Here is a 25,834-nt window from a genome sequence, read left to right as displayed (position 1 = left end):
GTTTTGTTGTGTATTTGCTGTTTAAGCCTAAACAGGTAAAACAATAAACTCAAATCGACTACTAGGTGGTTTTAGTCGTTGACAGCGTAATAAATAGCACTGCTGTGGGCAGGGTCAAAGTGGCTAGACTCCATTGCTCATAGGCGCTAGCGAAACATGCACTTTTGTTTAAAAAAGCAGTGTTTTAGCAACGTCAAAAAATATTCTATAAAACCGATGAACGGTCGTATGTGCGGAATAAGCGTTCTTTGCATCGCTGGTATTGCATCCTGTTAACAATGTACAGGTGCAGCCAAAGTGCGTTAGGGTTTAGTAGGTTTTGTTCTGGTTAGTGGGGGAGAAACAATGGCAAAAACAAAAGTTCCGACTGCTGTGATAGAGGCAGTACAGAAAGCGCGACACCTAGTGGTTTTTACCGGAGCCGGTGTTTCTGCTGAAAGTGGCGTGCCCACCTTTCGTGATGCGCTTACGGGCTTGTGGTCACAGTTTGACCCCATGCAGCTGGCAACTCCACAGGCTTTCTTGCGCGAACCCTCATTGGTTTGGGGCTGGTATGAGTGGCGTCGTCAATTACTGCTGCAAGTTAAGCCCAACCCTGCTCACAGGGCTATTGCCGAGCTAGCCCAACGCGTACCCAAACTAACCCTGATTACCCAAAACGTGGATGATCTGCATGAGCGGTCCGGCAATAGCGAAGTTATCCACTTACATGGCAGCATCTTTGCACCGCGCTGCTTCGATTGCACTCGCGCTTACCAATTCACTGATGTGCCGCAAATGGAACAAGAACAAGAAATTACACCCCCGCGCTGCGAACACTGTCAGGGCATGATTCGACCCGGCGTGGTGTGGTTTGGCGAGGCACTGCCCGAACACGCCATGCAGGCTGCCTTTGCCGCCGCAGAGGACTGTGACTGCCTGTTATCCATAGGTACCTCGGGCATGGTGCAACCCGCCGCCAGCATCCCGCTGGTTGCTGCGCAACAGGGCGCCACCGTAGTGCATATCAACCCCGAACCCATGCACGTACGTGGCACAGAGGAGTTCAGTTTGGTTGGTTTGGCTGGTGTGCTTTTACCAACGCTACTTGGTGCTATGCTTTAAGGAACTAACAGCTCAGTGGTATGTGGCTTAGCATAGTGGTTGGGGGGGAGCGCTATCAGGGTTGGGCGCGCAACACGCTTAATACATTGAGTTCGGCGAATGATCGGGATGCACCTCGCCATACACTTCCTCTGGATCCACATCATTGAGCAGCAACACTTCTTTTACCGTTTCAATATGATCCAGCACATACTGAAAATTTTCGCCATACTCGTATTTCGTCACTTCTATGGCTTTGGGCATGTAGCTAAAAGCAATTTTTAAAGCGTTTAACGCTGTTTCATTTAGTTTGTCGCTCATTATTTTTCACTCCGTACTTAAATAGTCCAACCTACAAATGCTAAGGCATGCTGGCCTAAAAACAGGGTATCAATCCAGAAAGCTAGATGAATCAACACTATCAACCAATAGGTCGCTTGGTAAGACCCTTTGCGCGTTTTATGCCGTAATAGCTTTTGTGCAATAAAGGCGCCCGGCCATCCACCCAAGAGCTCGATCAGATGCAAACTGCTTTCAGGTGTACGCCATTCATCTGTCTGCGCTTTATTCTTATCCGTCCAATACTGGATAAAACTAACCAAGCTCGCGCCCATATACGCACCCATCGGCCAGAACAAAGCATTGTGCAACAACAGCACGACCAAACCCCAAGCTGTTATTACTATACTGACAAAAAATAACAAAGCCTTCCAAGCAGCATCTTTGCCTGTTCCTGCATGCGCACGCGGACTGAATTTGGTTTGCGGCTGATGCTTTTGTGGCACAGGCTGATTATGTGGTTTGCGCCGAATCTTCGGTTTATCTATAGCCAGCTCAGCGCCACGCATGTGCGTTGCTCGCCAACGTCCTTGCTGGTCTTGTTTGGCAATGTAAAACACCTCAGTATTAACTTCAGGCCTTGTATCACCACGCACAGCAGAGATGTGCACAAACACATCACCCTGCGCGCCTTTAATAAAACCAAAGCCTTTCTCATTATTCCAATTACGCAATATGCCCTGCTGCTCCATTATTACTCCTTAAACACTGCGTTTTTTTGCTCGCAAAACACTGTAACAGGCACCCGCCCTGAGCAGCCTTACTCACCATAAAAATCATAGATATTCTTGATAATCAACACAGAAGTGACAGCAATAAACAGCAGCCGCACAAAACCAGTGCCTTTGCTTAGTGCTACACGCGTACCGACATAAGCACCAGCGATCATCGACAACCCTAGAACAATTCCGTAACTGTAGTTTACCGAGCCCAACCCCATAAACATCAACAGGGCGGCGGTGTTGCTGGTGAGATTTAACAGCTTCGAGCTGCCGGCGGCATTGACAAAATCAAAGCCCATAAACAGCAGCACAAAAATCATAAAGGATCCCGTGCCCGGGCCAAAAAAGCCGTCATAAAAACCGATGATTATAAGCAGTGTGTAGGCTAGTTTTTTCTTCCAGCCCTTGACCAGCATCGCTTTGGGCAGTTGCCCCAAGTTCTTTTTTGCCAGACTGTAAACCAGCACAGCGATTAGCATGACAATTATCAGCGGCTGCAGAATCTCCGGCGACAGCTGGTGTACAGTAAAAGCGCCACTCATGGAACTTGCAAATACCAAAGGCAGAATTGGCAGCAGCAGACGAATATTTACTTTTCCAGCTCGCATAAAAGCCAGCATACTGGTTAAGTTTCCCAAGGACGCCGCCAATTTATTGGTGCCAATCGCCACGGCAGGCGGTAAACCTACAGCCAGCAAAGCCGGCACAGTGATCAAGCCACCGCCACCGACAACCGCATTGATAAAAGCGCCGAAAAAACCACAAACAATCAGAAAAGAAATGTTAAACCAGTCAAGCGCCATGCGCAGAATGCTCCCCGAGTTCAAGCACAGCACATGCCTGTTTAGATGCCGCCCAAGTGCAGGTATTTAATTTCCATGTAGTCATCCAGCCCGTATTTTGAGCCTTCGCGCCCTAGTCCTGAGGCTTTAATACCGCCAAAGGGAGCCACTTCGTTGGAAATCATCCCGCTATTGATACCGATCATACCGTACTCCAGCGCTTCACCGACACGCAAACAACGGCCCACATCGCGACTGTAAAAATAAGCGGCCAAACCGTACTCTGTGTTGTTAGCCAGCTCAATGACCTCTGCTTCTGTGCTAAAACGAATTAAACCCGCCACCGGACCAAAGACTTCATCCCGGGTGAGCAATGCCGTATTGGGTACCTCGGTGAGCACGGTGGGCTGGAAAAACGTGCCCTGTTCTGCCTGACCGCCATAAACCAGTTGTGCGCCTTGGCTGAGTGCGTCTTGAATATGACTTTGCACTTTATCCACTGCCGCCTGATCAATCAGTGGGCCAATCTGTACGCCTTCTTGCAAGCCATCGCCCATGCGCAGTGCCTGTACGGCTTGAGTAAAGCGCTGGGCAAAGTCTTCATACACCGCCTCATGCACGTAAAACCTATTCACACAGACGCAGGTTTGCCCGGCATTGCGGTATTTAGCCGCCAAGGCCCCGGTCACCGCCGCATCCAAATCAGCGTCTTCAAACACAATAAAGGGCGCATTGCCGCCCAACTCCAACGAGACCTTTTTAATGTCTTCCGCGCACTGGCGCAGCAAGGTACGACCCACCTCGGTTGAGCCGGTAAACGACAGTTTGCGCACCAAAGAGTTACTGGTTAGCTCAGCGCCAATCTCGCGGGCACTACCCGTCACCACAGACAACACACCATCTGGCACGCCGGCACGTTGCGCCAACTCCATCAACGCCAGCGCGCTAAAGGGCGTTTGCGATGCAGGCTTAATCACCATGGTACAACCGGCTGCTAGAGCCGCCGCTGCTTTACGGGTAATCATGGCTGCAGGGAAGTTCCATGGGGTAATGGCCGCACACACACCAATGGGTTGCTTTATCACCAGCAAACGCGAACTCGCCACGGGGCTGGGAATCACATCGCCGTAGGCGCGTTTGGCTTCTTCAGCAAACCATTGGATAAACGAGGCCGCGTAGAGAATTTCACCGCGAGCTTCAGCCAACGGCTTGCCTTGCTCCAAGGTCATCAGCCGCGCCAGATCGTCCTGATGCGTCACCACTAAGGCGTACCAGCGCTGCATAATCTCACTGCGTTGCTTCGCCGTGTGCCCACGCCATGCCGGAAGTGCTTGATTCGCGGCTTCGATTGCCCGCTGTGTTTCACCAGCGCCCATGTTTGGCACTGTACCCAGCGGTTGTTGCGTCGCTGGGTTCATTACTTCCAGCGTTGCGCCTGAGTCCGCGGCACACCATTGTCCGTTAATAAATGCCTGCTGCTGAAAGAGTTTGCTGTCATGCAAGTTCATACCATTCCCCTTTTCACTAACCGTTGCATTTTATGTTGCTTACTATAAATGGCTTAAAACCAAGCGCCAAACACATTTGCTGTGCATACCTCTTCTATAATGCGGCCTCTTATAGGTATTTTGGTTGTAGCATAATGCTGTGGATTGAATCATTAGCGGCGCTGTTGGGTGTGTTATCGGTTTATCTGATGACGCGCCAACGACCTATCGCTTGGCCGATTGGTTTGGTGATGGTGCTGTTGTATAGCTGGGTCTTTTTTGTGGCACGCCTGTATTCGGAAATGCTGCTGCAGCTGATTTATGCGGTGTTGCAACTCTATGGGTGGTGGCAGTGGTGGCGTAAACCTGTTGGGCAACCAAGCTTAAGCGTTAGTTTTCTGCCCAGACTGCTGTTACTGAGAGACTTGTTGATTGGCTTAGCCATCACGCTATCGCTGGGCTTTTTTATGAGTCATTACACGCAAGCCAATGTGCCCTGGCTAGATGCAGCCTTAACCGGCTTTAGTTTGGTCGGTCAGTATTGGATGGCACACAAACGTATTCAATGTTGGTGGATGTGGCTGGTGCTCAATATTATTTACATAGTGATGTTTATCTGGGTCGAGCTATATGTCACCGCTGCGCTCTATGTGGTGTTCATTGGTTTAGCTATCTATGGTTGGCAGCAGTGGCGCAAGGCATTGGTGCAGCCCGCATGAAAGTGGTTGTCTTAACGGGTCCAGAATCAGCCGGCAAAAGTACACTCTGTACCGCACTGGCGGAGCATTTTAATGCGCCGGTGGTGCGCGAATATGTGCGCGAATACATCGATCAGGTGGGGCGTGCTACGAACTATGCCGATATCGAGATTATTGCACGTGAGCAGTTAGCGCGTGAGCGTGCGGCGCGTGAGCGTGCGGCGCGTGCGCTTAAACCGCCGCTGTTGCTGCTCGATACCCATTTGCTCAGCAATATGCTGTGGAGCCAAACCCTGTTTGCTCGCAGTCCCGATTGGATTGAGCAGAGCTTGCTTGCGCAACACTATGATGCGATTTTTTTGCTCAGCCCGGAAGGCATGCCATGGCAAGCCGATGGACAGCGCTGTCAGCCTGGGCTAAACCAGCGGCAGGATTTTTATGCCCAACTACACCGCTGGCTCACTCAACACCAACAACCGGTCGTACCGATCAGCGGTAGCTGGCAAGCAAGGCTGGACATGCTGATGGAGCACATTAACGGGCTTAGTTAAGCGGAGTAGGTGTCTGCGCTAACGGCGGCAGTTGCATGCCTAGGCCTAAAGCCTGACGAATAAAGGCTGTTTTAGCTTGCGGCATACCATCAACAGCTTTAAAGCCAAGGTTGCGCAGCAAGCGGAGCGAAAGATTGTCGGACTGAAATAGATTCTGAAAACCCTGCATGGCTGCCATCATGGCTAGGTTGTGCGGCATGCGCTGGCGCTCAAAACGACTCAATACTTGCGCGCTGGCATAGTCTTCTCCACGTTCAATCGCCTTGAGCACAACATCAGCCAAACTGGCCACATCTAAAAAGCCCAGATTGACGCCCTGCCCAGCCAGTGGATGAATAACATGCGCTGCATCGCCGACAAAGGCTAAGCCTTGTTCGATATAGCGCTTGGCATGGCGTTGACGCAGAGGAATGGATAAACGCTTATCCGCATGTGTTATTTTCCCCAAGCGCTGCTCAAACGCCTCGCCTAATTGCTGACAAAACTGCTCATCATCTAATGCCAGCACCTGCTGTGCACGCTCAGGCGGCAAGGACCAGACAATTGAGCACCAGTTGCGGCCATCTGCATGCTGCAAGGGCAGTAAGGCTAACGGGCCCTCATCGGTAAAACGCTGCCAACAGGTGTGTTGATGCGACTGTTCGCAGGCCACACTGGTAACCACTGCATGATGAAAGTAATCCCATTCGCGGGTCGCACTACCTGTAAGACGGCGCACACTGGAGTTAGCGCCATCTGCAGCAATCAATAAGCGGGTACGCAAGCTGCTGCCATCAGCCATGCTCAGTAACCAGTCTGAGCCAGAGCGTCTAAGCTGACTGAGTTGTGAATGCGCCAGCAACGCTATCGAGCTGTGCTGCAATTGTTCTAGTAGAGCATCTTGGACAATCTGGTTTTCCGTAATATGACCGAGCACTTCGGCACGGGCATCGCTAGCACTAAAATGAATGCTGCCTGTACCCGAGCCATCCCACACCTGCATTTCCCGGTAAGGACTGACACGTCGCACTAAGACGCCCGGCCAAGCACCCAAATTTTCTAAAACATTCTGACTGGCAATCGACAGCGCGCTGACGCGTGGGGCAAACGAAGACTGAGGATTAAAGGGCGGTACCGTCAATGATCCGCCGTCTAAAAGCACCACATCTAAGCCCGAGTCTTTTAGCGCCAAAGCCAGGCTACTACCGACCATGCCCGCGCCTACAATAATAATATCTGCTCGCATCGCTACAACTCCCTAGACTGCTGTGCCGCGCCCGCCCAAACCCATGGCGTAACGGGTAAAAAATGACTTCGCCGGTGGACAGAGCTCTAACCCGAGCAAGCCCAGATTACGCCCAGTAACAAGCAGCGGCTGCGCATTGGAAAACAAACGCGTACTGCGATCGGAGAAGCCAATCACCAAATCTTGGTCCTGCTGCTGACTGGTCTGATACGCCTGTAAGGTAGCCAGATCACCCAGTTCTGCTTGGCTGGCTAGTAAATGTTCCGCCAAGGCCATCGCATCGCGCAACGACAGGTTGTAACCCTGCCCAGCAATGGGGTGCAGGCTGTGGGCTGAGTTACCCAGCACCACCAGATTACGACGCACCTGTTCGCTACTTTGCACTAGGCTTAAGGGGTACAAATGTCGCGTACCCACCTGTTTAAAAGCGCCTAAACGATAGCCAAAGCAGTCTTGCAGTTCAGCTAAGAAGTCTTCATCCGCAAGCGCCGCCAAACGCTCCGCCTCAGCCGGTGGCCGCGTCCAAATCAATACGCAGCGGTTTTCTGGTAAGGGCAATAGCGCCATAGGTCCTATCGCGGTGAAACGCTCAAACGCCAGACCATCATGGGCTAACTCGGGGCTAACCGTGCTGATAATGGCGGTTTGCGCATAGGGCGTGACCTGCGCATGAATGCCGAGTTGTTCGCGCAAATTAGAACGCCCACCATCGGCCAGAATAGTCAGCTTCGCTTGCAACTCAGTGCCATCTTGCAGCTTTAACTGATAGCCCTGCGCATTAGGCTGCAGACGTTCAACCTGAGCCGGGCAGTGCCAATGCACCACCTGACTGTCCAGCGCCGCCCATAAACAATGCCCAAGCCAAGCGTTTTCTACCACATAACCCAGTGCTGGAACATTTTCTTTAGCGGCACTCATGCGCGCGGCTGCGAAATGTCCTTTATCAGATACATGAATATCGCGAATCGCTTCGGCACGTGCGGCTACTTGCGGCCAAATACCCAACCGCTGATAGATTTGCTGACTGCCATAGGTCAACGCCGAGGCGCGCACATCATAACTGGGCTGGTAGCTGTCACCCGGAGCAAAAGGCTCAATCAGCGCGATAGACCAATGACGTTGCTGAGCACCCTGCTGCAAGGCAAGCGCAAGACTTGCACCCACCAACCCACCACCAATAATGGCTATATCCACCGATTTCATTGTTAGGCTCCGCTGTTGGCTTGGCGCATCAGCTGTTCAATGTCAGCCACGGTTTTAACTGCTGCGCTAGTGAGCACTTTATGACCTGTTTTGGTCACCAGCACATTGTCTTCAATGCGTACACCAATACCACGCCACTTTTTATCTACAGTTTGGTTATCTGGAGCGATATAAATACCTGGCTCTATGGTCATGGTCATGCCCGGCTCCAGCAAACGCCATTGACCAGCGACCTTATAATCACCGACGTCATGAACGTCTAATCCCAGCCAGTGCCCAGCACGATGCATATAAAAGGGCTTGTAAGCTTCGCTGGCGATTAGTTCTTCCAGCTCACCCTGCAATAAACCAAGCTCCAGCAAGCCTGCGGTAATCACGCGCACACTGGTGTCATGGGCTTCGTTCCAGTGGCGATTCGGCGCCACACAATCAATCGCGGCGATATTGGCGGCTAGAACAAGCTCATAGATGGCTTTCTGCTCCGGGGAAAACACCCCGTTGGCCGGGAAGGTGCGGGTGATGTCACTGGCGTAGCAATCGAGCTCACAGCCGGCATCAATTAAAATAAGATCGCCGTCTTGGATGCGGGCGTTGTTTTCCACGTAGTGCAAAATACAGGCATTTTTGCCGGCAGCCACAATGGAGGAATAGGCAGGCAGGCGCGCACCTGATTTGCGAAACTCGTAATCCAGCTCGGCTTCTAACTGATATTCATACATGCCAGGCTTTACTGCCTGCATAGCCTTGATGTGCGCGCGGCATGAGATATCTGCCGCCTGCTGCATCACCTTCACTTCCGCTGGGCTTTTAAATAAGCGCATTTCATGCAGTAGATGATCCAGCATGACAAACTCTTTCGGCGGCTGTGCACCCAGACGCGCTTTGCTGCGAATGCTGTTGATCCAGTCCATTAACTGCTGATCAAAACTGTGATTTTTGCCCACGGAATAATAAACCCGCTCACGCCCTTCGATCAGGCCTGGCAGGATTTCATCAATATCGGTAAAAGGAAACGCATCGTCGGCGCCATAGTCACGCACAGCACCTTCTTGCCCAGCACGTAGACCATCCCAGAGCTCTTTTTCGGGATTGCGCTCACGACAAAACAACACAAATTCGCCATGCTCACGACCGGGAATAATCGCTAGCACCGCTTCGGGTTCGGCAAAGCCAGACAAATAAAAGAAGTCGCTGTTTTGGCGATAAGGATAATCCACACTGTTGTTGCGATTGCTCACCGGAGCTGCTGGCAGTATCGCAATACTGTTGGGCTCCATCTGCTGCATCAGTAGTTGGCGACGTTGGCGATATTCTGTCTGACTAATCAAACTCACTGAAAAGCTCCTTAGTGAACGGCGGGTTTGTCAGCTTCCTTTGCGGGTGGCTCTGGCTGGATACCATGCTCAGTGTATAAAAACACTGAGGTCATGCGTAAATACTCGCTAATTTCCATATAGCTGGCTTCATCATTCTCTTCTTCTGCTTGCTCTTCTATCTGGCTGATAGAAACGAAATCTTCGAGCACTTCCTTGACCTCAGCAGAAAGCTTGGTTTGCCCTATATGAGTACCAAAACCACTTAAAAACCCCTGACACCACTGGGCCATGGCACTAATACGCTGCTCGAGCGGGCAATCGTCATTAGGTAGCAACAGGGTTACGGCTAGGTTTTCAAAGGTGGTCAGCTCTGTTTTCAGCATATCTTGCAAGCCAGTGAGTGCTTGATGCAAACTGGCCGGCACTTCACCATCAAAAAGAATTTCTGCGTCTTTAATACAGGACTCAGCACTAAAGCTGGCGCCAGCACAGCAACGACCGAGCATCAGCCCGTGTAATTCTGCGGGTGAAACCTGTTGGCCATGCTCGAGCAACAGCTGTGCGAATGAGTGATAGATGGATGTGTGTTGTGACATAGAGTTTAATAGCTAATAAATGTTATAAAATAAAGAGGCTTAGTATAACGTGTAATTGTCAGTACTATAGGTGTTATGGCAGTTTTATTATCTGTTGATAAAAATATGTGCTTACTTCAATCCAGCCTTTCGGCAGGTCTTTAATCGTGGGGGGCGTGTGGAAACTTCGGATTTAACCCGGCTGGCGCAGGCTGTTGATCAGTTGATCCGCCGTAATGCTGAACTTAAACAGCAATACGCTGCCTTAAAACAGGCTCAGCATGACTGGCAAGAAGAGCGTGCTCAGCTAATTAATAAAAACGAGGTGGCTCGACAAAAAGTTGAGGCAATGATTTTTCGACTGAAAGCCTTGGAGCGAGATTCATGACGCAAGCGCAAACCCAGACTGTAACTGTTTATATTCTGGATAAGGAATATCACATTGTTTGCCCTACCAGCGAACGCATTAACTTGGAGCGGGCGGCTACTTATTTAGATGGCAAGATGCGCGAAATCCGCCGCGGTGGCAAGGTGATCGGCTCTGAGCGAATTGCCGTATTAGCGGCGCTCAATATTACCCACGAATTACAGAACAAACAGCAGCAATTCGAGCTGCTAGATACGGTTGATTCTCAACAAGTTCGCGAACTAATAGCGAAGGTTAGCACAGCGCTGGAAAATGATTAAGTCTTGTTAGCAAGGTTGAAGAGTGTATACTGAATGCACTCCCTGGAGTGTTTGCTAGTTGATTATGTCCCTGAGCCGATTCTCTCAACTCGGGGCTTGCGAACATAAGCTGGTGTGCATGCCTGCTCTGCAGGAAGCCTAAAAGCTTAACGCGAACTCCACCTTGAACTCTCGGGTTCAAGGGCCACGTCAACAGCGGCATCTCTGGGGAGTCTCTTTTCTATACGCTATTGTTTATACAACTGCCCCCCTACCGTCTCCTTAGTTCTGTTCTGCTGTCTGCACAAAACCCTCTGCTTTTACCACGTATTTCACAATTGGCTGTACACTAGTAAGCCAATTTAACCTCTGCAATAGCGATTGACACAGCCTATGTCACAGCAGGATGAACTGAACCAACAGCGCGCTCTTTTGCGTAAGCAGTTACGTCGCAAGCGCAACAGCCTGAGCCCCCAGCAGCAACATGCTGCGGCACAATCATTGTATCGCCAACTTGCTCAGCAGCTGGTTTTTCGTCGCGCTCAACACCTCGCTTTTTATTTGGCCTGCGATGGCGAAATCAGCCCGCATCTGCTACTCGAAGCAGCGCTTAACCAAGGCAAACAAGTGTATCTACCTGTTATTGCTCCTTGGCCTAAATATAAGATGGTGTTTCAACAGTTATTGCCTGATGAGTTGTGGGAAACCAACAGCTACGCTATCACTCAGCCTAGATGGAACCCTCAACGGCAACGGCCTATTTGGACGCTCGATTTACTCTGCATGCCACTGGTTGGTTTCGACCGAGCCGGCAACCGTTTGGGCATGGGCGGTGGCTACTATGATCGCGCTTTAGCACCTTTGATAGCTCATGAACATATTAAAATGCCAACCTTGCTGGGCTTGGCACATGCCTGCCAGGAGGTCGAACAGATTCCAACCCAAAGCTGGGATATTGCACTACAGGCTGTGGTAACAGACAGCGCTTATTTACTGCTTTCATAATCCTGACTCTTTATTTGATTTCAGTCGCTTAAGGAATATCCGCCCTAGATAGGTTCTGAGCATAAGGTTACAATGTTTGTAATTTATAGCGGTACTGAATCCATTAAATGGCCGCAGGAGCATCCATGTCTCAACAAAAAGAAATCAAAAAAATCTATGCCTTACCCTTACTTTTAGCCTTGGTCTTAGCAGCGGGCATAGGTTACTGGAAATCCATTCAAGACCGCTTACCCGAAGGCGTGTATGAAACCAATGGTCGCTTAGAGGCCACTGAAGTACAGATTGCTACCAAATTCCCGGGACGTTTAGCGCAGGTTTTAGTGGCTGAAGGTGACAGGGTTAAAGCCGGTCAGCTACTGGCACGCATGGACACTAAATCCTTAGAAGCGCAACGCGCTCAGGCACAGGCTGAGGTAATGCGCGCCGAAGAAAACCTAGCGGCGCAGCAAGCCAATGTGCACCTGCGTGAGTCCGAGCGCAAGCTGGCAAAGCAAGACTTAGCACGTTTTCAAGAACTGTATGAGCGTGGTCACGCCAGCGGTCAACAACTGGATCAACAGCAAGCGCGTGCTGATACTGCCGCTGCCGCATTAGAGGCTGCTAGAGCCCAAGTATCAGCGGCCCGAGCAGCCATAGGCGCGGCACAAGCGCAGGTATTACAGCTGAGCACTGAAATTGAAGAGAGCAGTCTGCGTGCACCCATCGCTGGTGTGGTGCAACTGCGCTTAGCAGAGCCGGGCGAAGTACTAGGTGCCGGTGGGCGCGTACTGTTATTAATTGACCCCAACGATCAGTACATGAATCTGTACCTGCCTGCAGCCCTTTCTGGCCGCTTAATTGTCGGAGATGAAGCGCGTATTTTATTGGATGCTTTGCCAGAACAACCCTTAGTTGCACAGGTTGCTTTTGTCGCGGGCAAAGCTCAGTTCACCCCCAAAGAAGTGGAAACGCGCGATGAGCGGCAGAAGCTGGTATTTCGCGTCAAACTGCGTCTGAGTGAGCCTAGCGCAACGCCACAAGCTAAGCCGGGCATGCCGGGTTCGGCCTATGTGCGCGACAGGCAGGATGTGCAATGGCCAGAATTTCTTGTCCGTTAATTAATTAGCCGTCCACTATGACCACTCAACCTGCAGTAATTGCACAGGGAATTTCCCATCGTTATGGCCAGCAGCAAGCGCTGTCCGGAGTGGCTTTTAGTTTACCGGTTGGCAGTCGTTGCGGCTTAATCGGCCCCGATGGTGCGGGAAAATCTAGCCTACTTGGTTTAATTGCAGGAGTAAAAAAGCTACAGCAAGGTGAGCTTGCTGTGCTCGGTGCTGATATTGATGTTCGCCGTCACCGGCGCACGCTCTACCAACGTATCGCTTTTATGCCGCAAGGATTAGGACACAACCTGTATCCTGATTTATCTATTGCGGAAAACATTCGTTTCTTTGCTGACTTGTTTGGCTTAAATCGCCAAGAGCGCGAAGTCCGCATGACGAGCCTGCTTGCAGCCACCGATTTAACCGCCTTTGCCAATCGACCCGCAGGCAAGTTATCTGGCGGTATGAAACAAAAACTAGGACTGTGTTGCGCACTAATTCATGACCCCGACTTGCTTATTCTGGATGAGCCCACCACAGGAGTAGACCCTTTATCGCGCCAGCATTTTTGGCAATTGGTTGAGCGTGTACGCCAAGATCGACCCCAGCTGACCTTACTGGTAGCCACGGCTTACATGGAAGAGGCTGCGCAATTCGAGCATTGCTTAATGCTGGACAAAGGCCAGCTCATAGCCCAAGGCTTAACCGCAGACCTGCTGCAAGTAGTCGACAGTGGCACACTGGATGATGCTTTTACCTATTTTCAGGGCGCTGGTAAACAAGCGGTTATCCCTTTAACCATGCCGCCACTGCAACAAAGCAGCCAAGAAATTGCCATTAAGGCCGAAAATCTAAGCTTGCGCTTTGGTGATTTTACGGCGGTAAACAACGTCAGTTTTGCCATTAGAAAAGGCGAAATATTCGGTTTTTTAGGTTCCAATGGTTGCGGCAAAACCAGCACCATGAAAGTGCTGACCGGCTTGCTACCCGCCAGTGAAGGCAAGGCGTGGCTGCTGGGTAATCCCGTAGACTCAAGTGATTTGGCTACCCGCAAAAGGGTCGGCTTTATGTCGCAAAGCTTCTCTCTATATGGTGAATTGACCGTACTCCAAAACCTTCATTTGCATGCACAGCTATTTGATATTCCTAGCGCACAAGGCCAACAAAGAGCGCAAAAACTCATGCAGCGTTTTGACTTGCTCGACTTTGCTGACGAGCAGGCCGGCACACTACCACTGGGTTTGCGCCAGCGTTTATCCTTAGCTGTGGCCGTCATCCATGAACCTGAGGTACTTATTCTGGATGAACCCACCTCTGGTGTTGATCCAGCCGCACGGGATGATTTCTGGCGTTTATTACTTGAGTTATCGCGGGAGCAGGGCGTTACTATCTTCCTGTCGACCCACTTTATGAATGAAGCTGAGCGCTGTGACCGTATTTCATTGATGCATGCAGGACAGGTGCATGCGGTGGGCACGCCCACCGAGCTGCAAGAGCAGTATCAGGCACAAAGCTTGGAGCAGGCTTTCGTACGTTGTTTACTCAAAGCGCAAAACATCAGCGAAGAAGACGCGCATATCGCACCGACCAATACAGCAACCGCTAGCCAAATTACAGCGCCACGGCAAAGGTTTAGCTTTAAACGCACCCAGGCTCTTGCCGTACGTGAATCCAAAGAACTCTTGCGCGACAAAGTACGCTTAGCCTTTGCCATGCTCGGCGCGCTGTTTATGATGATTATCTTTGGCTTCGGAATTTCATTAGATGTGGAAGACCTTTCTTTTGCCGTGCTGGATCAGGATAACAGCCCACAGAGCCGTGCTTATCTAGAAGCCTTTCGCAGCTCAAGATACTTTTCCGAGCGCCAACCTCTCAGTAATGACAAACAACTGCATGCGCGTTTGCAACGCGCCGATATTCGCATTGCTATTGAAATACCGGCAGGCTTTGCTCGCGACCTTTATGCAGGGCGACAACCCGAAGTCGCTGTTTGGCTAGACGGTGGTGTGCCTTTTCGCGCAGAAACCAGTCGCGGTTATGTGCAGGCTGTACATATGGAAAGCTTGCAGCGATTACAGGCAGAAAGCAGTGCTCCCTTACCTGAAGTAAACCAGCTAGCACGACTGGAAACGCGTTTTCGCTATAACCAAGGTGTTATCAGTGTGCATGCAATAGGCCCGGGGGTGATGGCACTTATTTTAGTTTTTATTCCAGCTATGCTCACCGCTCTTGGAGTGGTGCGCGAAAAGGAACTGGGTTCCATTACCAATTTTTATGCCACACCGCTAACCCGTTTAGAGTTTTTGTTGGGCAAGCAATTTCCTTACTTAGTAGTCAGCCTCTTAAATCTAGCCTTGCTTGTCGCTACCAATATCTGGCTGTTTGGCGTGCCGCTTAAAGGCAGTGCCACTACACTCGCATTAGGTGGCGTGCTCTATGTTCTGGCGACCACCAGCTTTGGCTTATTGATTTCCACAGTCACCAAAACCCAGATAGCAGCCATTTTAGGCACGATGATTCTCACCACTTTGCCTACGGTACAATTTTCCGGTTTGATTACTCCACGCTCATCCTTAGACGGTGGTGCGGCAATCATGGGCGAACTTTTCCCTGCCGGCTACTTTTTAGATATCGCCGTAGGTACCTTTACCAAGGCGCTGAACCTAACCGACCTCTGGCCACAAGCCTTAGCACTATTAGGTTTTTTCGTGCTCTTTACCGGCCTAAGTTTGCTGCTGCTAAAGAAGCAGGAGGCTTAGAATATGTACAAGCTAAAACATATTTTCCGCCTAGGTATCAAAGAGTTAATTAGCTTAAGACATGACAGCGTGCTGTTGCTGTTTATGCTGTATGCCTTTAGTGCGGCGATTTACATGCCTGCATCTGGCTCAGCCATTGGTGTGCATAATGCCAGCGTAGCTATGGTGGATGAGGACAACAGCCGCTTATCACGCCAACTCGCAGAGGTCTTGCGACCACCCGAATTTCAAACTCCAGTACCCTTGGCCTACGATGACATGGATGCGGTGTTAGATAGTGGACGGTTTACCTTTGTGGTGAATGTACCACTGAATTTTCAAGCCGACTTACTCGCAGGCAAGCAACCTGAATTACAGATAAACGTTGATGCAACCGCCATGAGTCAAGCCTTTATGGGGGCAGGCTATATGCAGCGGATTTTTCAGCAGCAACTGCATGCCTTATCAGGGCAAGAAACCGTTACCGCCGTCAAGCTCACCACTAGGGCGGTGTTTAATAGCAACCTACAAAGTGGTTGGTTTTTAGCCATTATCCAAATTATAAATAACGTGACGATTCTCGCTATTTTGCTCACCGGCACGGCACTGTTACGTGAGCGTGAGCATGGCACGCTGGAGCATTTGTTAGTGCTGCCGCTGACGGCTCTGGAAATCATGCTGAGCAAAGTCTGGATTAATATCGTGGTCGTGGTGTTTTGTACTTGGCTGTCATTGGAGTTGATCGTAAAAAAGGCGCTGGGCGTGCCTTTGGTCGGCTCTATGGGTTTGTTTTTACTGATTACTGCACTCTACTTGTTTGCCTGTACTGCAGTAGCCGTCTTTCTAACCACATTGGCACGCTCGATTCCGCAGTTTGGCTTGCTGACTATTCCAGTGGTGATGACCATGCTGATGCTATCGGGTGGAACTACGCCACTAGACAGCATGCCGGTCTGGCTGCAATGGGTGATGCAGTTTGCACCAACGACACATTTTGTCAGCTTGGCAACGGCGGTTTTATTTAGAGATGCTGGTATCGCGCTGGTGTGGCCGGATATGCTGGCACTAAGCGCTATTGGTGGGGTTTTCTTTGTTACTGCACTGGCGCGCTTTCGCACCAGCTTGGCGTCTTAAAACTATTCTTGAATGAAACGTAAACCAGCACCCTTGCTGCTAATGCGTACTACTTCCATCATCAGTACTGGCGCATCATCATTATCACTCAAGCCTTGAACTTGCCCAAACACCACATCACCAACGGTCAGCTTAGCCATATCTGGATGCGCAATAAACACACCCGTATCAGATAGATCTTCGGTAGTGGCATAGATATCTTCCATGCTGGGATGTGAAATTTTTATCTTGCAATTAAGGCAGGTACGAATATGTTGGCGTAAATGAACATGCATGATGGTGTCCTTATGGCGTGTGCGTCTATATGTCCACTTTATGCAGCTCAAACAATTTGTTCAAGTACAGATTAGAATTAGTCTTAAACCACGCTGGGCAGTATATTTGATGCTTGTTGGCTTTCTGGAGCTACTCTGCAGACCAGATAATCATGCATAAAGTATTGTTTACTTAGGGAGCAATAAAATAATGCCCCCTAAGTACTGACTAGTTACCGCCCCATTTGCTGACGATGCATAGACTGATAGGCTGAGAACTCCTCTGGAGATATTGAGCCATCACCGTTAGTGTCTATATCAGTGAACGATGCAGCATCAGTAAGCCCTCGCATTTGATAGCCTTGCTGAGCGCGATCGCTAATTCTGGCGGTACGTGCCTCAATAAATTCCTCCTCGGTGATCTTGCCGTCATTATTAAGATCGAAGTCAGAAAATGAAGGCATGGCATTCTGTCTGGCATTACCACCACCCATGCCCATACCACGTCCACCGGCACCCATGCCGCCACCTCTAGTAAGAGGTTCATCCGGCAGCGTCACTCCACGCTCCTTGGCACGAATTACCATACGCTCGTGATGCTCCCTGCGAATTTGTTCCTGCTCTTCAGCCGTTTTCGCAGCACGCATTTTAGCACGTTGCTCGGCACGCTCCTGAGGCGTCATAAGCTGACTGCCGTAGATTTGCTCTTGCTGCTGGGTTTGGGCCTGCTCTGTGGCTGGCTCTTGCTCAGCTGCCAACGCGTAACCAGCGAAAAATGCCAATGTACTAACCAAAGCAGACATAGCTAATGTTTTTAGCTTCTTCATGATTAACTCCTAAAACTGGGTTGTCTAGAGAAGATACGCGAAGCTAGTTTAGTAGCTACGCCTATACACACTAGCATAGCATGCTCAATTTACTGCATCTTTGAATTCGTTTTGCATCACTTCGCGGTCAAACCATACCCTTGCGCCAAACTAGGCAAGTCGTGTGAAAGCAATCATTTATGGGGTTGAAGATTATTTCTGTCTGCGTAAGCGGCGGTCCTTGCTGAGGCTGAAACTCTGTACGACTGTTCTTTTATCGTCTTCTGTCCGCACTTTAACGATAGTCGGTTCAAGCGCAGCGTAACTTTTTATCTGCTTGTTTAATTTTTGCTTGAGCTTCAGCCGAATCGTTCACATTCAACTTCCTTTGTTGATTGTGTAAAGCTTAAAAAATAAAAAGCAACCAAAACAGACGCTTACCGTATTTAGTATGCGCCGATTAGGGTTGCCCTTTAATTTGTGTTGCTACTTAGATAGCAACAACTTTATTTGCGCAAGGACCTTTTTGACCTTGACCAACTTCGTATTCGACCGCTTGGCCGTCATTTAAAGTTGCGTATCCACCACCTGCCTGAATTTCAGAGTGGTGCACAAACAAATCTTTACCACCGTCTTCAGGTGTAATGAAGCCGAAACCTTTGTCAGCATTGAACCACTTTACAGTACCTTTAGCCATTTTACTTTACTCGTAATTATTGGTGAGAAATATAGTTATATGCGAATTCACCAGTTCGTATATAAAGCAGTGATTCAGATTAGAGCGCATAGCGTCCTGCACGGCCGAACAAGACCTGTGTGCCAGCACCAAAATGCAGACGGTTACAGCTTGTTAACGGCAACACGTGCTACTCCGAAAATCACGATTGTATAGTATGCGCCAATAGATGACATTAATGAACATATGGATTAACAAATCTAACCCTTTTCTATCTAGCCTGTATCCGCAAGCACAGGATGAAATTGCCGCATCGCCTGCTGTGGTGTGCGTGGCGGTGAATTTGTAGTCTCAGTTTAAGCGTGTTCTTTTTAACCGCTTTTATTGTTACTGACGTCCAATATGTGCCCAGCCCAGTCTATTTTCTTAAAACGTCGCTTCGTACAGGCTTTCAACCTTATCTCTGGCCCATTGGGTTTTGCGTAAAAACTTCAATGATGACTTGATTGACTGCTCATTTTTAAAGCAGTTCACATTGATTCGTTGCGCCAATCCATCCCAGCCATAATGTTCTTGCAGACTTGTCACTATCTGCTCAAGCGTAACGCCGTGCAAGGGGCTATTGGTTTGTTCGTTACTCATGTTGCATACACCCGCATGTTATCTAAGAAAGCACTGAATCTATGCCTGCGCCGCTAGAGCGTTGATAGAAAGCGTACAAATGATCTGTCCTTACTCTATTCCCTGCTGCGGTACTAATTGCTCGCAACGGTAAAAAGCCTGTCCTGTTTCATCCAGCGCCTGAGTGAGTTTTGGCAGGAGTGCCTGCATGTGGGTCATAAGTTGCCAAGGTGGATTGATGACCAGCATGCCAGAAGCCGTCATACCTTGACCTTCTGCGTCGGCAGCCAAGCCCAGCTCAAACACCTGAATATCCTTAATGCCGCTTTTAACAAACTGCTGGTGCATACGCTTAATACGGCTGCGCTCAACCACGGGATACCAAATGGCGTAACTGCCCGTGGCGAATTTTTTATAGGCGCTGGCTACTGTTTTAAATACCGCATCGTAGTCAGATTTTATTTCATAAGACGGGTCAATAAGCACCAGAGCCCGTCGTGAGGGTGGTGGCAACCGGCCTAATAAGCCGCTTAAACCATCTTCTTTAAAGACTTTGAATTTGCTATAACCTTGCGTGTTTTTTACCAGCCGTTTGTAATCTTCAGGATGCAACTCATACAGCCATGCATGATCTTGGCTGCGTAAAAATTGCGCGGCAATCAGCGGTGACCCCGGATAAAAACCCAGTTTGGCTGACTTACTATTAAATGCAGCTATCGTTTGCTGATACAGATTCAATTCAGGCCAGTTCAAATCCATTAGTTTGGCTACGCCCTGACGATACTCCTGCAGCTTATCGGCATGGGCTGATTGTAGGTGATAAAGCCCAGCGCCGCTGTGGGTGTCCACATAGCTGAAACCCTTATCTTTTTTAATCATATGCTGCAGCATTTCTAGCAGCACAATGTGTTTAAGCACGTCCGCAAAATTGCCGGCGTGAAATGAGTGGCGATAACTTAACAAGGTGATTTCTCTATCAAAATACGTGGTTAGGCACGTGCTGTTTAATTGCTGGCAAAACAATTGCCGCCGCTCTGCTTAGCCTTATACATCGCCGCATCAGCCGCTTGGATAATGCGATCGGCGCTGTTGCCATCTTTAGGATAGTGCGCGATGCCTATAGACACACCCACCGTCACACTTTGACCTTCAATTTGGAAGGGCTGGGTGATTTGGCGAATAATTTTTTCGGCAATAACGTTGGCCTGTAGCGTATCGGTTGCCGACTCAACAATCATTAAAAACTCGTCACCACCCAAACGTCCAACAATATCATTGGCACGTACTACACTACGGATTCGCTGCGCCACTTCGCGTAACAGGCAATCACCCACCTGATGACCAAAGTTGTCATTCACCGGTTTAAATTTATCCAAATCAATAAACAGCACAGCAAACACCTCTGTGTTTTCTACACAGTGCGCTAAACGATTCAGCAGCGCGTTTCGATTTGGCAAGCCAGTAAGCGCATCGTGATGGGCCATATAAATCACTTTGCTATGTACCGCTTTGCGTTCTGTAATGTCGCTAAAAATATGAATAAGGTAGCTGATTTGCGCGCTGGTGTTATTAACCGAGCTGATGTTCTGCAAAGTGGGCGTGATAGCGCTCTCATCGCCTGCTAATTTTTTATAGCAAATCTCACCCTGCCAGCTGCCCTTAGTATTTAGCAGTTGCGTTAAATCCTGCGTAAGCAGCTGATTGTTGTCACATACGTCTGGGGGTAAAAACTCTTTTAGATTTCGCTTTGCAACAGAGAGGTCATCCACGTGAAGAATTTTTTTAGCGCCCTCATTGGCACGCACAATGTTGAATTGCGGATCGGTGATTAAAATCGCCTGCTGAGTTTGCTCAAACACACTGGCAGCCAACCGTAATTCGATGGCGTGTCGCTCAATTTCAGCTGCTTGCCGGGTAAGCTTGTTGATCAAGGGTCTCACGGCGTAATGACTGATAAGCGCCCCCATGACCAGCATGATGAAGATACTGAGGTATGCCCAATACATTTCTTGGTAAGCCGCTTGGTAAAAGATGTGCTGCGGAATCTGGATAAGCAGCCCACAACCAACCTCGGTTAGTGGTACATAAAGCAAGGTGAAATCTTGCTCCGCGGTGAGTTCAGATAGGCGCGCCTTACTGTAATCAAGTTCAGTTAATGCACGTTTGAATGCAGGACTTAACTCCTGACGTATCACCTGCTGCAGGCTGGGGTCGTAATTTAAGGACAATAAAGAATCTTGATTGATCAGGTGCAGCTGCGCACTGTGCGTATAGGTACCAAACTCGCTCAATAAGGGCGCCAAGCTTTGCGTATCAAAGTAGAGCATATCCCAACCCACTAACACGCCTTCTGGGCTGCGGATTTCTGCAGTCACGCGAATCAAGTCTATGACTGGATCGTTGAGGCTCACTACTTTTTGCGTTATAGCTGTTAAATCCAGCGTTCTAACCTGCTCGGCGAGCTCACCCACAGCAGCCACCACTTCGTGCTGGGGTGTAACGCGCACCATAGCGCGCAAGTCTGGAATATGGCTGGCTGGTTCGGCCAAACGTGGCTGGCTGAATTCCTGTAACTGCGCCAAAGACAGCGTGCCGTCTAAATAGGCTTCTAGGCGTTTACGTATCTCAGTACGGCTGGTGAACTGCGCTGCTAAAGAGTGCAAGCGCGCAAAATGGTTGTCTATTGCACCGGCTTGCGCAGTCGCATTGGTTAGATTGACCTGTTCAATATGCGAGCGTATTGAATAATACATTGGCACAGTGGTGCTAAAGCCAACTAAGGCGCCCGTAAGCAATATTGTTATAAGTGATAACAATACAATCCTTTTGCCAACACTGAGTAACCTAGGCATAACGCATTAACCTTTTACACAAACTACCTGGCGCAGGGTATGCACAATTTCCACTAAATCTTGCTGTGCTGCCATAACCGCATCGATATCTTTATAAGCCATAGGCGTTTCATCTAGCACACCGGCATCCTTGCGACATTCTACATGAGCCGTAGCCTGTTGGTGATCCTTTACCGTAAAAGTGCGCTTGGCTTGGTTACGACTCATCACTCTGCCAGCACCATGACTGCAAGAGTTAAAGCTTTGCTGATTCCCCAAGCCTCGGACAATAAAACTTTTCGCCCCCATAGAACCTGGAATAATTCCTAATTGACCGCGTCGAGCAGACACAGCACCTTTACGGGTTATCCACAGCTGTTGTCCAAAATGCTGCTCTTGTTGCACATAGTTATGATGGCAGTTAATCGCTTCTTGTACGCTGGTAAAGGGCGTGTCTATTTCTTGTGCCAAGGCAGCCAAGGTGTGGTCCATCATCAGTTCACGGTTAACTCTGGCATAGTGTTGCGCCCAATCGACCGCTTCTACGTAGTCGGCAAAGAACGCACTACCTTCTTGCAAGTAAGCCAAGTCCTCATCGGGCAAATTCATTTGTTGACGCTGCATATCCTGCTTAGCCAACTCAATAAAACTTGTGCCTATGGCATTGCCCACACCGCGTGAGCCGCTATGCAACATAACCCAAACTTGATTGGTTTCATCCAAACACAGCTCTACAAAATGGTTGCCTGTGCCTAAAGTGCCTAAGTGCAGGCGGTTATTGGTTTTTTCCAAGCGCGGGTGCTTAGCGGTAATTTTTTTAAAACCGGGTAGCAACTTAGCCCATGCCTGATCCACCGACTTTGGCGGCTCATGCCAAGCACCCACGTCTCTTTTACCGCGACCAAAGCTGCGCCCGTGCGGCACTGCCTTTTCGATAGCACGACGAATCGATGCCAGATTATCCGGCAAATCCTCTGCCATTAATGAAGTACGCACCGCCATCATGCCGCAACCCAAATCAACGCCAACGGCAGCTGGAATAATAGCCTTCTGCGTGGGAATGACACTGCCGATGGTTGAGCCTTTACCCAAATGTACATCCGGCATCACCGCCAAATGACTAAAAATAAACGGCATTTGTGCGGTATTGAGCAATTGCTGCTTAGCTTCTGCTTGTACCGGCACGCCCTGCGTCCAAAGCTTAATAGGCACACCCTGGTGACTGCTTAATACTTGATAACCAGACATACTCTTACCTCAATAATTAATACAAACATGACACTACTATGCAAACTATCTGTCTTAAGCTTGTTCATGCAGCAATAAAGCTTGCCTACTAATAATTTCCTGTGGAGTAAAAAAATGAAAAATATACTCACCCCTGTGCTCTTAGCAATAATCTCATCTACAGCTGCCTATGCTGATACCTACAAACTAGACCCAGACCACTCCAATGCACGCTTTGCTATTGGCCACTTTGGTACCAGCACCAACCACGGTGGCTTTTATAATCTCACCGGTGACATCACCGTAGACCCGCAACGCGGAACAGGTCAGCTCAAAGTTATTATTCCAGTAGCGAGCGTTAATACAGGTAACCAGCAGTTCAATGAACACCTAAAAAATGCCGATCTATTTAATGTTGAGCAGTTCCCCACCATGACATTCGCCAGCACTGAGTGGAACTATGTCGATGGCATGCCACAGCAAGTGACGGGCGATCTCAGCCTGCTAGGCGTAAGTCATCCAGTTACTCTGACGGCCACACAATTTAACTGTTATCAAAGCCCTATGTTTGACGGTGCAACAGTCTGTGGTGGTGATTTTGAAGCAGTTATCGACCGCAGCCAGTGGGGCATGGATTATTTAGTTGAGTTAGGTATACCTAAAGAAGTTAAGCTCAGCATCCAAGTTGAGGCCGTTAAACAGTAACAAAACTCAGAAAAAACAGCATAAAAAATGGCGCTGCCACGGTCAGGATTAAACCGCTAATAATAGCTGTGGGTACATACTCGTAGTTGCACGCCTTACGCACAAAGGGCAGGGTAGTATCCATAGCCGTTGCGCCACAGACCCCTATGCTGCTGTTGGAATAATTACGCCCCAAAATAAATACGGCCGTCAGACCAATTAACTCACGCATCAGATCGTTCAGCAGCGCAATACTGCCGTAAGCTTCGCCTAGATGCTGTCCAGCCAAAGCGCCTGATAAGCTAAACCAGCCAAAACCCGTGCTGAGCGCCAATGAAACCATTAAGCGCTCACCCGTCATCCAGCTTAACAAAACGCCTGCCAGCATCGAACCAAGCATCACCACGGCAGGAATCACTAAGACACGCGGTGCAAGCCAAGAGCGGTTAATCGCCACCTGAGCCAAATCTAAGCCGATGAAAAACAACAACACATACAGCCAGTAGGAAATGTTAAATAAAACCTCGCCTACGGCATGCTCATGCCAGTGTAAACGGTAGAAAAAAGCACCTAGCAATACCAAGCTAAAAGCAATCAGGCACTCTTTAACCGGATACCAGAGTGCTAGCCAAGCGCTGGTATCCTCTGTTTCAGTTTGGTTTTTTTGATTGAAGGGCAAAAGCAACAAAAAAACCACTACACTGATGGTAAACGCATAGATGGCGGCTTGTTTTAAAACGCTAATCCCAGAAGCAAAACTGCTAAAAGCCTCACCCGACTCCATGCCAATCACAAACAAAATCACCCAAACCACGGGCGTGATCGCTTTGACTAACGAGCCAATTACAGGCTTGCTCAGTCGTTTGCCCAATAGGTAGCCTGCTAACAAATAAAGCAGTATCGGCAGTACAGTAGTGAGTATTTTGGTCAGTGGAGCTAGCACGAGGTATCTCTTGGGGAGCTGATTAAATTGAAGTCAGTAGCCCAGTAATTTAGTGCGACAAGAGATCACGCTGGGGCTGGAGGGCCTAGTATAGCAGGTTCAACCGCGGGGAATATTTGTCAGCTCAGAGAAGAAAAGCAATTTAGCCGACAAATTAATATGCTAATTTGTATACTCTAGCTATTCATTCGCTTTAAAAAGGTACCCTGGTATGAAGGTCGCTCGCTGGTTAAGCCAAAATCTTAGCTTAAGTATTCCGCTGTTTTTATTGCTGGGTCTGGTTGCCGGTTTTTGGCTGCCGAGCGCAAACCTCAGCGTGCTGATCACACCACTCACCTTGCTGATGGTTTACCCGATGATGGTCAATATCAAACCCAAGCAACTGCTTGAGTCTGGCCATGGCAGCGTGCAGTTTTGGGCGCTGGTGATTAATTTTTTATTTATCCCTTTTGTCGCTTTTATCCTAGGCCGTTTATTTTTTTCTGATAAGCCCGAGCTGGCGCTAGGTCTGCTACTAACCTCACTATTACCCACTAGCGGTATGACGATTTCCTGGACAGGTTTTGCCAAAGGTAACGTACCGGCCGCGATCAAGCTCACCTTGGTCGGTTTATTCCTCGGCTCATTGCTCACGCCTTTTTATGTGCACCTTTTATTGGGTGCTCAGTTGCCCGTTAAACTGATGCTGGTGTTCCAACAAATTCTATTCTTTATTGCCATTCCTTTGTTTGCTGGTCAACTGACGCGTGCGGTTCTGTTACGCCGTTATGGCCAAGAAAACTTTCAAAAGCACCTAGCACCTAACTTCCCAATCCTCTCCAGCATTGGCGTCCTCGGGATTGTATTCGTAGCCATGGCGCTTAAAGGTCCTGAGCTTATTAAGTCGCCCAGTTTGGTGGTATACATCATTGTGCCGCTGGTCTTGTTGTATGCCATTAACTATGCGGTGAGTACCTTTGTGGCGCGCAAATCACTTTCGCGCGGCAATGGCATTGCTTTGGTTTACGGCACGGTAATGCGTAACCTGTCGATTGCTTTAGCATTGTCCATGACAGCCTTTGGCGAGGCCGGTGCTCAAGCAGCGCTATTGATTGCCTTGGCCTATATTATCCAGGTGCAATCTGCAGCTTGGTATGTAAAACTCACTGAACACTTGTTTCCCGCTGAGCCCGAGCAACAGTAG

General features: G+C 49.2%; 27 protein-coding genes and 1 other RNA gene. 12 read left to right on the top strand and 16 right to left on the bottom strand.

What is annotated here, in order from left to right; translation table 11 throughout:
* The first annotated feature begins 345 nt into the window (after nucleotides 1-345).
* The gene (locus QEZ41_RS05010; RefSeq protein ID WP_289410294.1) at nucleotides 346-1,104 is read left to right on the top strand and encodes an SIR2 family NAD-dependent protein deacylase; all 759 of its coding nucleotides are present in this window, start codon (nucleotides 346-348) and stop codon (nucleotides 1,102-1,104) included.
* A gap of 78 nt (nucleotides 1,105-1,182) precedes the next feature.
* On the opposite strand, the gene QEZ41_RS05005 is transcribed toward QEZ41_RS05010, so the two are convergent.
* From QEZ41_RS05005 to gabD, 4 genes are all read right to left on the bottom strand, one after another.
* On the bottom strand, nucleotides 1,183-1,404 hold the full coding sequence (locus tag QEZ41_RS05005; RefSeq protein WP_289410293.1) for a penicillin-binding protein: 222 nt from the start codon (nucleotides 1,402-1,404) through the stop codon (nucleotides 1,183-1,185).
* A 17-nt stretch (nucleotides 1,405-1,421) separates the two neighbouring features.
* On the bottom strand, nucleotides 1,422-2,114 hold the full coding sequence (locus QEZ41_RS05000) for a DUF1294 domain-containing protein (RefSeq protein ID WP_289410291.1): 693 nt from the start codon (nucleotides 2,112-2,114) through the stop codon (nucleotides 1,422-1,424).
* Between the two features lie 68 nt (nucleotides 2,115-2,182).
* Nucleotides 2,183-2,947: a TSUP family transporter gene (locus QEZ41_RS04995; protein ID WP_289410290.1), complete on the bottom strand. Its 765-nt coding sequence runs from the start codon at nucleotides 2,945-2,947 to the stop codon at nucleotides 2,183-2,185.
* Between the two features lie 41 nt (nucleotides 2,948-2,988).
* A complete protein-coding gene (gabD, locus tag QEZ41_RS04990; RefSeq protein ID WP_289410289.1) occupies nucleotides 2,989-4,434 on the bottom strand; it encodes an NADP-dependent succinate-semialdehyde dehydrogenase in 1,446 nt (481 codons plus the stop codon).
* Nucleotides 4,435-4,568: 134 nt separating this feature from the next.
* Between gabD and pnuC the strand changes: the two genes are divergently transcribed.
* Together pnuC and QEZ41_RS04980 are read left to right on the top strand one after the other, a co-directional pair.
* Nucleotides 4,569-5,132 carry a nicotinamide riboside transporter PnuC gene (gene pnuC / locus QEZ41_RS04985; RefSeq protein ID WP_289410288.1) on the top strand — a complete coding sequence of 188 codons (564 nt, stop codon included), beginning with the start codon at nucleotides 4,569-4,571 and terminating at the stop codon, nucleotides 5,130-5,132.
* On the top strand, nucleotides 5,129-5,662 hold the full coding sequence (locus tag QEZ41_RS04980) for an AAA family ATPase (protein WP_289410286.1): 534 nt from the start codon (nucleotides 5,129-5,131) through the stop codon (nucleotides 5,660-5,662). Before pnuC ends, QEZ41_RS04980 begins: the two co-directional genes overlap by 4 nt.
* Here QEZ41_RS04980 and QEZ41_RS04975 read toward each other — a convergent pair.
* From QEZ41_RS04975 to QEZ41_RS04960, 4 genes are read right to left on the bottom strand one after another with little or no spacing between them, the layout of a single operon-like run.
* Nucleotides 5,655-6,887: a 2-octaprenyl-3-methyl-6-methoxy-1,4-benzoquinol hydroxylase gene (locus QEZ41_RS04975; RefSeq protein ID WP_289410285.1), complete on the bottom strand. Its 1,233-nt coding sequence runs from the start codon at nucleotides 6,885-6,887 to the stop codon at nucleotides 5,655-5,657. The genes QEZ41_RS04980 and QEZ41_RS04975 overlap by 8 nt on opposite strands.
* Before the next feature lie 12 nt (nucleotides 6,888-6,899).
* Complete coding sequence (gene ubiH, locus QEZ41_RS04970) at nucleotides 6,900-8,090, bottom strand: 2-octaprenyl-6-methoxyphenyl hydroxylase (protein ID WP_289410284.1); 1,191 nt, start codon at nucleotides 8,088-8,090, stop codon at nucleotides 6,900-6,902.
* A 2-nt stretch (nucleotides 8,091-8,092) separates the two neighbouring features.
* On the bottom strand, nucleotides 8,093-9,424 hold the full coding sequence (gene pepP / locus QEZ41_RS04965; RefSeq protein ID WP_289410283.1) for a Xaa-Pro aminopeptidase: 1,332 nt from the start codon (nucleotides 9,422-9,424) through the stop codon (nucleotides 8,093-8,095).
* 11 nt (nucleotides 9,425-9,435) lie between these two features.
* Nucleotides 9,436-10,002, bottom strand: coding sequence for a UPF0149 family protein (locus tag QEZ41_RS04960; RefSeq protein WP_289410282.1), 567 nt, complete (start codon nucleotides 10,000-10,002; stop codon nucleotides 9,436-9,438).
* Nucleotides 10,003-10,159: 157 nt separating this feature from the next.
* On the opposite strand from QEZ41_RS04960, the gene QEZ41_RS04955 reads away from it, so the two are divergent.
* The 7 genes from QEZ41_RS04955 (at nucleotide 10,160) to QEZ41_RS04925 (ending at nucleotide 16,609) form a co-directional block, all read left to right on the top strand.
* Nucleotides 10,160-10,369: a TIGR02449 family protein gene (locus QEZ41_RS04955; protein WP_289410281.1), complete on the top strand. Its 210-nt coding sequence runs from the start codon at nucleotides 10,160-10,162 to the stop codon at nucleotides 10,367-10,369.
* Entirely contained in the window at nucleotides 10,366-10,668 is a 303-nt protein-coding gene (locus QEZ41_RS04950; protein WP_289410280.1) for a cell division protein ZapA, read from the top strand. The genes QEZ41_RS04955 and QEZ41_RS04950 overlap by 4 nt, the downstream gene beginning before the upstream one ends.
* A gap of 36 nt (nucleotides 10,669-10,704) precedes the next feature.
* Nucleotides 10,705-10,883, top strand: a non-coding RNA gene (gene ssrS / locus QEZ41_RS04945) — 6S RNA.
* A gap of 157 nt (nucleotides 10,884-11,040) precedes the next feature.
* Nucleotides 11,041-11,652 (top strand): 5-formyltetrahydrofolate cyclo-ligase, encoded by a 612-nt coding sequence (locus tag QEZ41_RS04940; RefSeq protein ID WP_289410279.1) that lies wholly within the window; start codon nucleotides 11,041-11,043, stop codon nucleotides 11,650-11,652.
* 125 nt (nucleotides 11,653-11,777) lie between these two features.
* On the top strand, nucleotides 11,778-12,749 hold the full coding sequence (locus QEZ41_RS04935) for an HlyD family secretion protein (protein ID WP_289410278.1): 972 nt from the start codon (nucleotides 11,778-11,780) through the stop codon (nucleotides 12,747-12,749).
* 17 nt (nucleotides 12,750-12,766) lie between these two features.
* A complete protein-coding gene (gene rbbA, locus QEZ41_RS04930) occupies nucleotides 12,767-15,496 on the top strand; it encodes a ribosome-associated ATPase/putative transporter RbbA (protein ID WP_289410277.1) in 2,730 nt (909 codons plus the stop codon).
* 3 nt (nucleotides 15,497-15,499) lie between these two features.
* Complete coding sequence (locus QEZ41_RS04925) at nucleotides 15,500-16,609, top strand: ABC transporter permease (protein WP_289410276.1); 1,110 nt, start codon at nucleotides 15,500-15,502, stop codon at nucleotides 16,607-16,609.
* A gap of 2 nt (nucleotides 16,610-16,611) precedes the next feature.
* Here QEZ41_RS04925 and QEZ41_RS04920 read toward each other — a convergent pair whose 3' ends face one another.
* From QEZ41_RS04920 to QEZ41_RS04890, 7 genes are all read right to left on the bottom strand, one after another.
* A complete protein-coding gene (locus QEZ41_RS04920; RefSeq protein ID WP_289410275.1) occupies nucleotides 16,612-16,884 on the bottom strand; it encodes a PilZ domain-containing protein in 273 nt (90 codons plus the stop codon).
* Nucleotides 16,885-17,096: 212 nt separating this feature from the next.
* Nucleotides 17,097-17,690 carry an EF-hand domain-containing protein gene (locus QEZ41_RS04915; RefSeq protein ID WP_289410274.1) on the bottom strand — a complete coding sequence of 198 codons (594 nt, stop codon included), beginning with the start codon at nucleotides 17,688-17,690 and terminating at the stop codon, nucleotides 17,097-17,099.
* A gap of 469 nt (nucleotides 17,691-18,159) precedes the next feature.
* Nucleotides 18,160-18,366, bottom strand: coding sequence for a cold-shock protein (locus QEZ41_RS04910; RefSeq protein ID WP_289410273.1), 207 nt, complete (start codon nucleotides 18,364-18,366; stop codon nucleotides 18,160-18,162).
* A gap of 405 nt (nucleotides 18,367-18,771) precedes the next feature.
* Entirely contained in the window at nucleotides 18,772-18,987 is a 216-nt protein-coding gene (locus tag QEZ41_RS04905; protein ID WP_289410272.1) for a VF530 family protein, read from the bottom strand.
* 90 nt (nucleotides 18,988-19,077) lie between these two features.
* Nucleotides 19,078-19,929 carry a 23S rRNA (adenine(2030)-N(6))-methyltransferase RlmJ gene (locus QEZ41_RS04900; protein WP_289410271.1) on the bottom strand — a complete coding sequence of 284 codons (852 nt, stop codon included), beginning with the start codon at nucleotides 19,927-19,929 and terminating at the stop codon, nucleotides 19,078-19,080.
* Nucleotides 19,930-19,970: 41 nt separating this feature from the next.
* On the bottom strand, nucleotides 19,971-21,719 hold the full coding sequence (locus QEZ41_RS04895; protein WP_289410270.1) for a sensor domain-containing diguanylate cyclase: 1,749 nt from the start codon (nucleotides 21,717-21,719) through the stop codon (nucleotides 19,971-19,973).
* A 105-nt stretch (nucleotides 21,720-21,824) separates the two neighbouring features.
* Nucleotides 21,825-23,045: an RtcB family protein gene (locus tag QEZ41_RS04890; protein ID WP_289410269.1), complete on the bottom strand. Its 1,221-nt coding sequence runs from the start codon at nucleotides 23,043-23,045 to the stop codon at nucleotides 21,825-21,827.
* A 114-nt stretch (nucleotides 23,046-23,159) separates the two neighbouring features.
* Here QEZ41_RS04890 and QEZ41_RS04885 point away from each other — a divergent pair, with 114 nt between their 5' ends.
* Complete coding sequence (locus QEZ41_RS04885; protein WP_289410268.1) at nucleotides 23,160-23,729, top strand: YceI family protein; 570 nt, start codon at nucleotides 23,160-23,162, stop codon at nucleotides 23,727-23,729.
* Here QEZ41_RS04885 and QEZ41_RS04880 read toward each other — a convergent pair.
* Complete coding sequence (locus tag QEZ41_RS04880) at nucleotides 23,719-24,651, bottom strand: LysO family transporter (protein WP_289410267.1); 933 nt, start codon at nucleotides 24,649-24,651, stop codon at nucleotides 23,719-23,721. The two genes, QEZ41_RS04885 and QEZ41_RS04880, sit on opposite strands and share 11 nt — an antisense overlap.
* A 211-nt stretch (nucleotides 24,652-24,862) precedes the next feature.
* Between QEZ41_RS04880 and QEZ41_RS04875 the strand changes: the two genes are divergently transcribed.
* Nucleotides 24,863-25,834: an arsenic resistance protein gene (locus QEZ41_RS04875; protein ID WP_289410266.1), complete on the top strand. Its 972-nt coding sequence runs from the start codon at nucleotides 24,863-24,865 to the stop codon at nucleotides 25,832-25,834.

Origin of the sequence: Thiopseudomonas acetoxidans (assembly GCF_030362935.1) — a bacterium.
Classification (GTDB): domain Bacteria; phylum Pseudomonadota; class Gammaproteobacteria; order Pseudomonadales; family Pseudomonadaceae; genus Thiopseudomonas; species Thiopseudomonas acetoxidans.
This window is presented reverse-complemented; position numbering and strand designations above follow the sequence as displayed.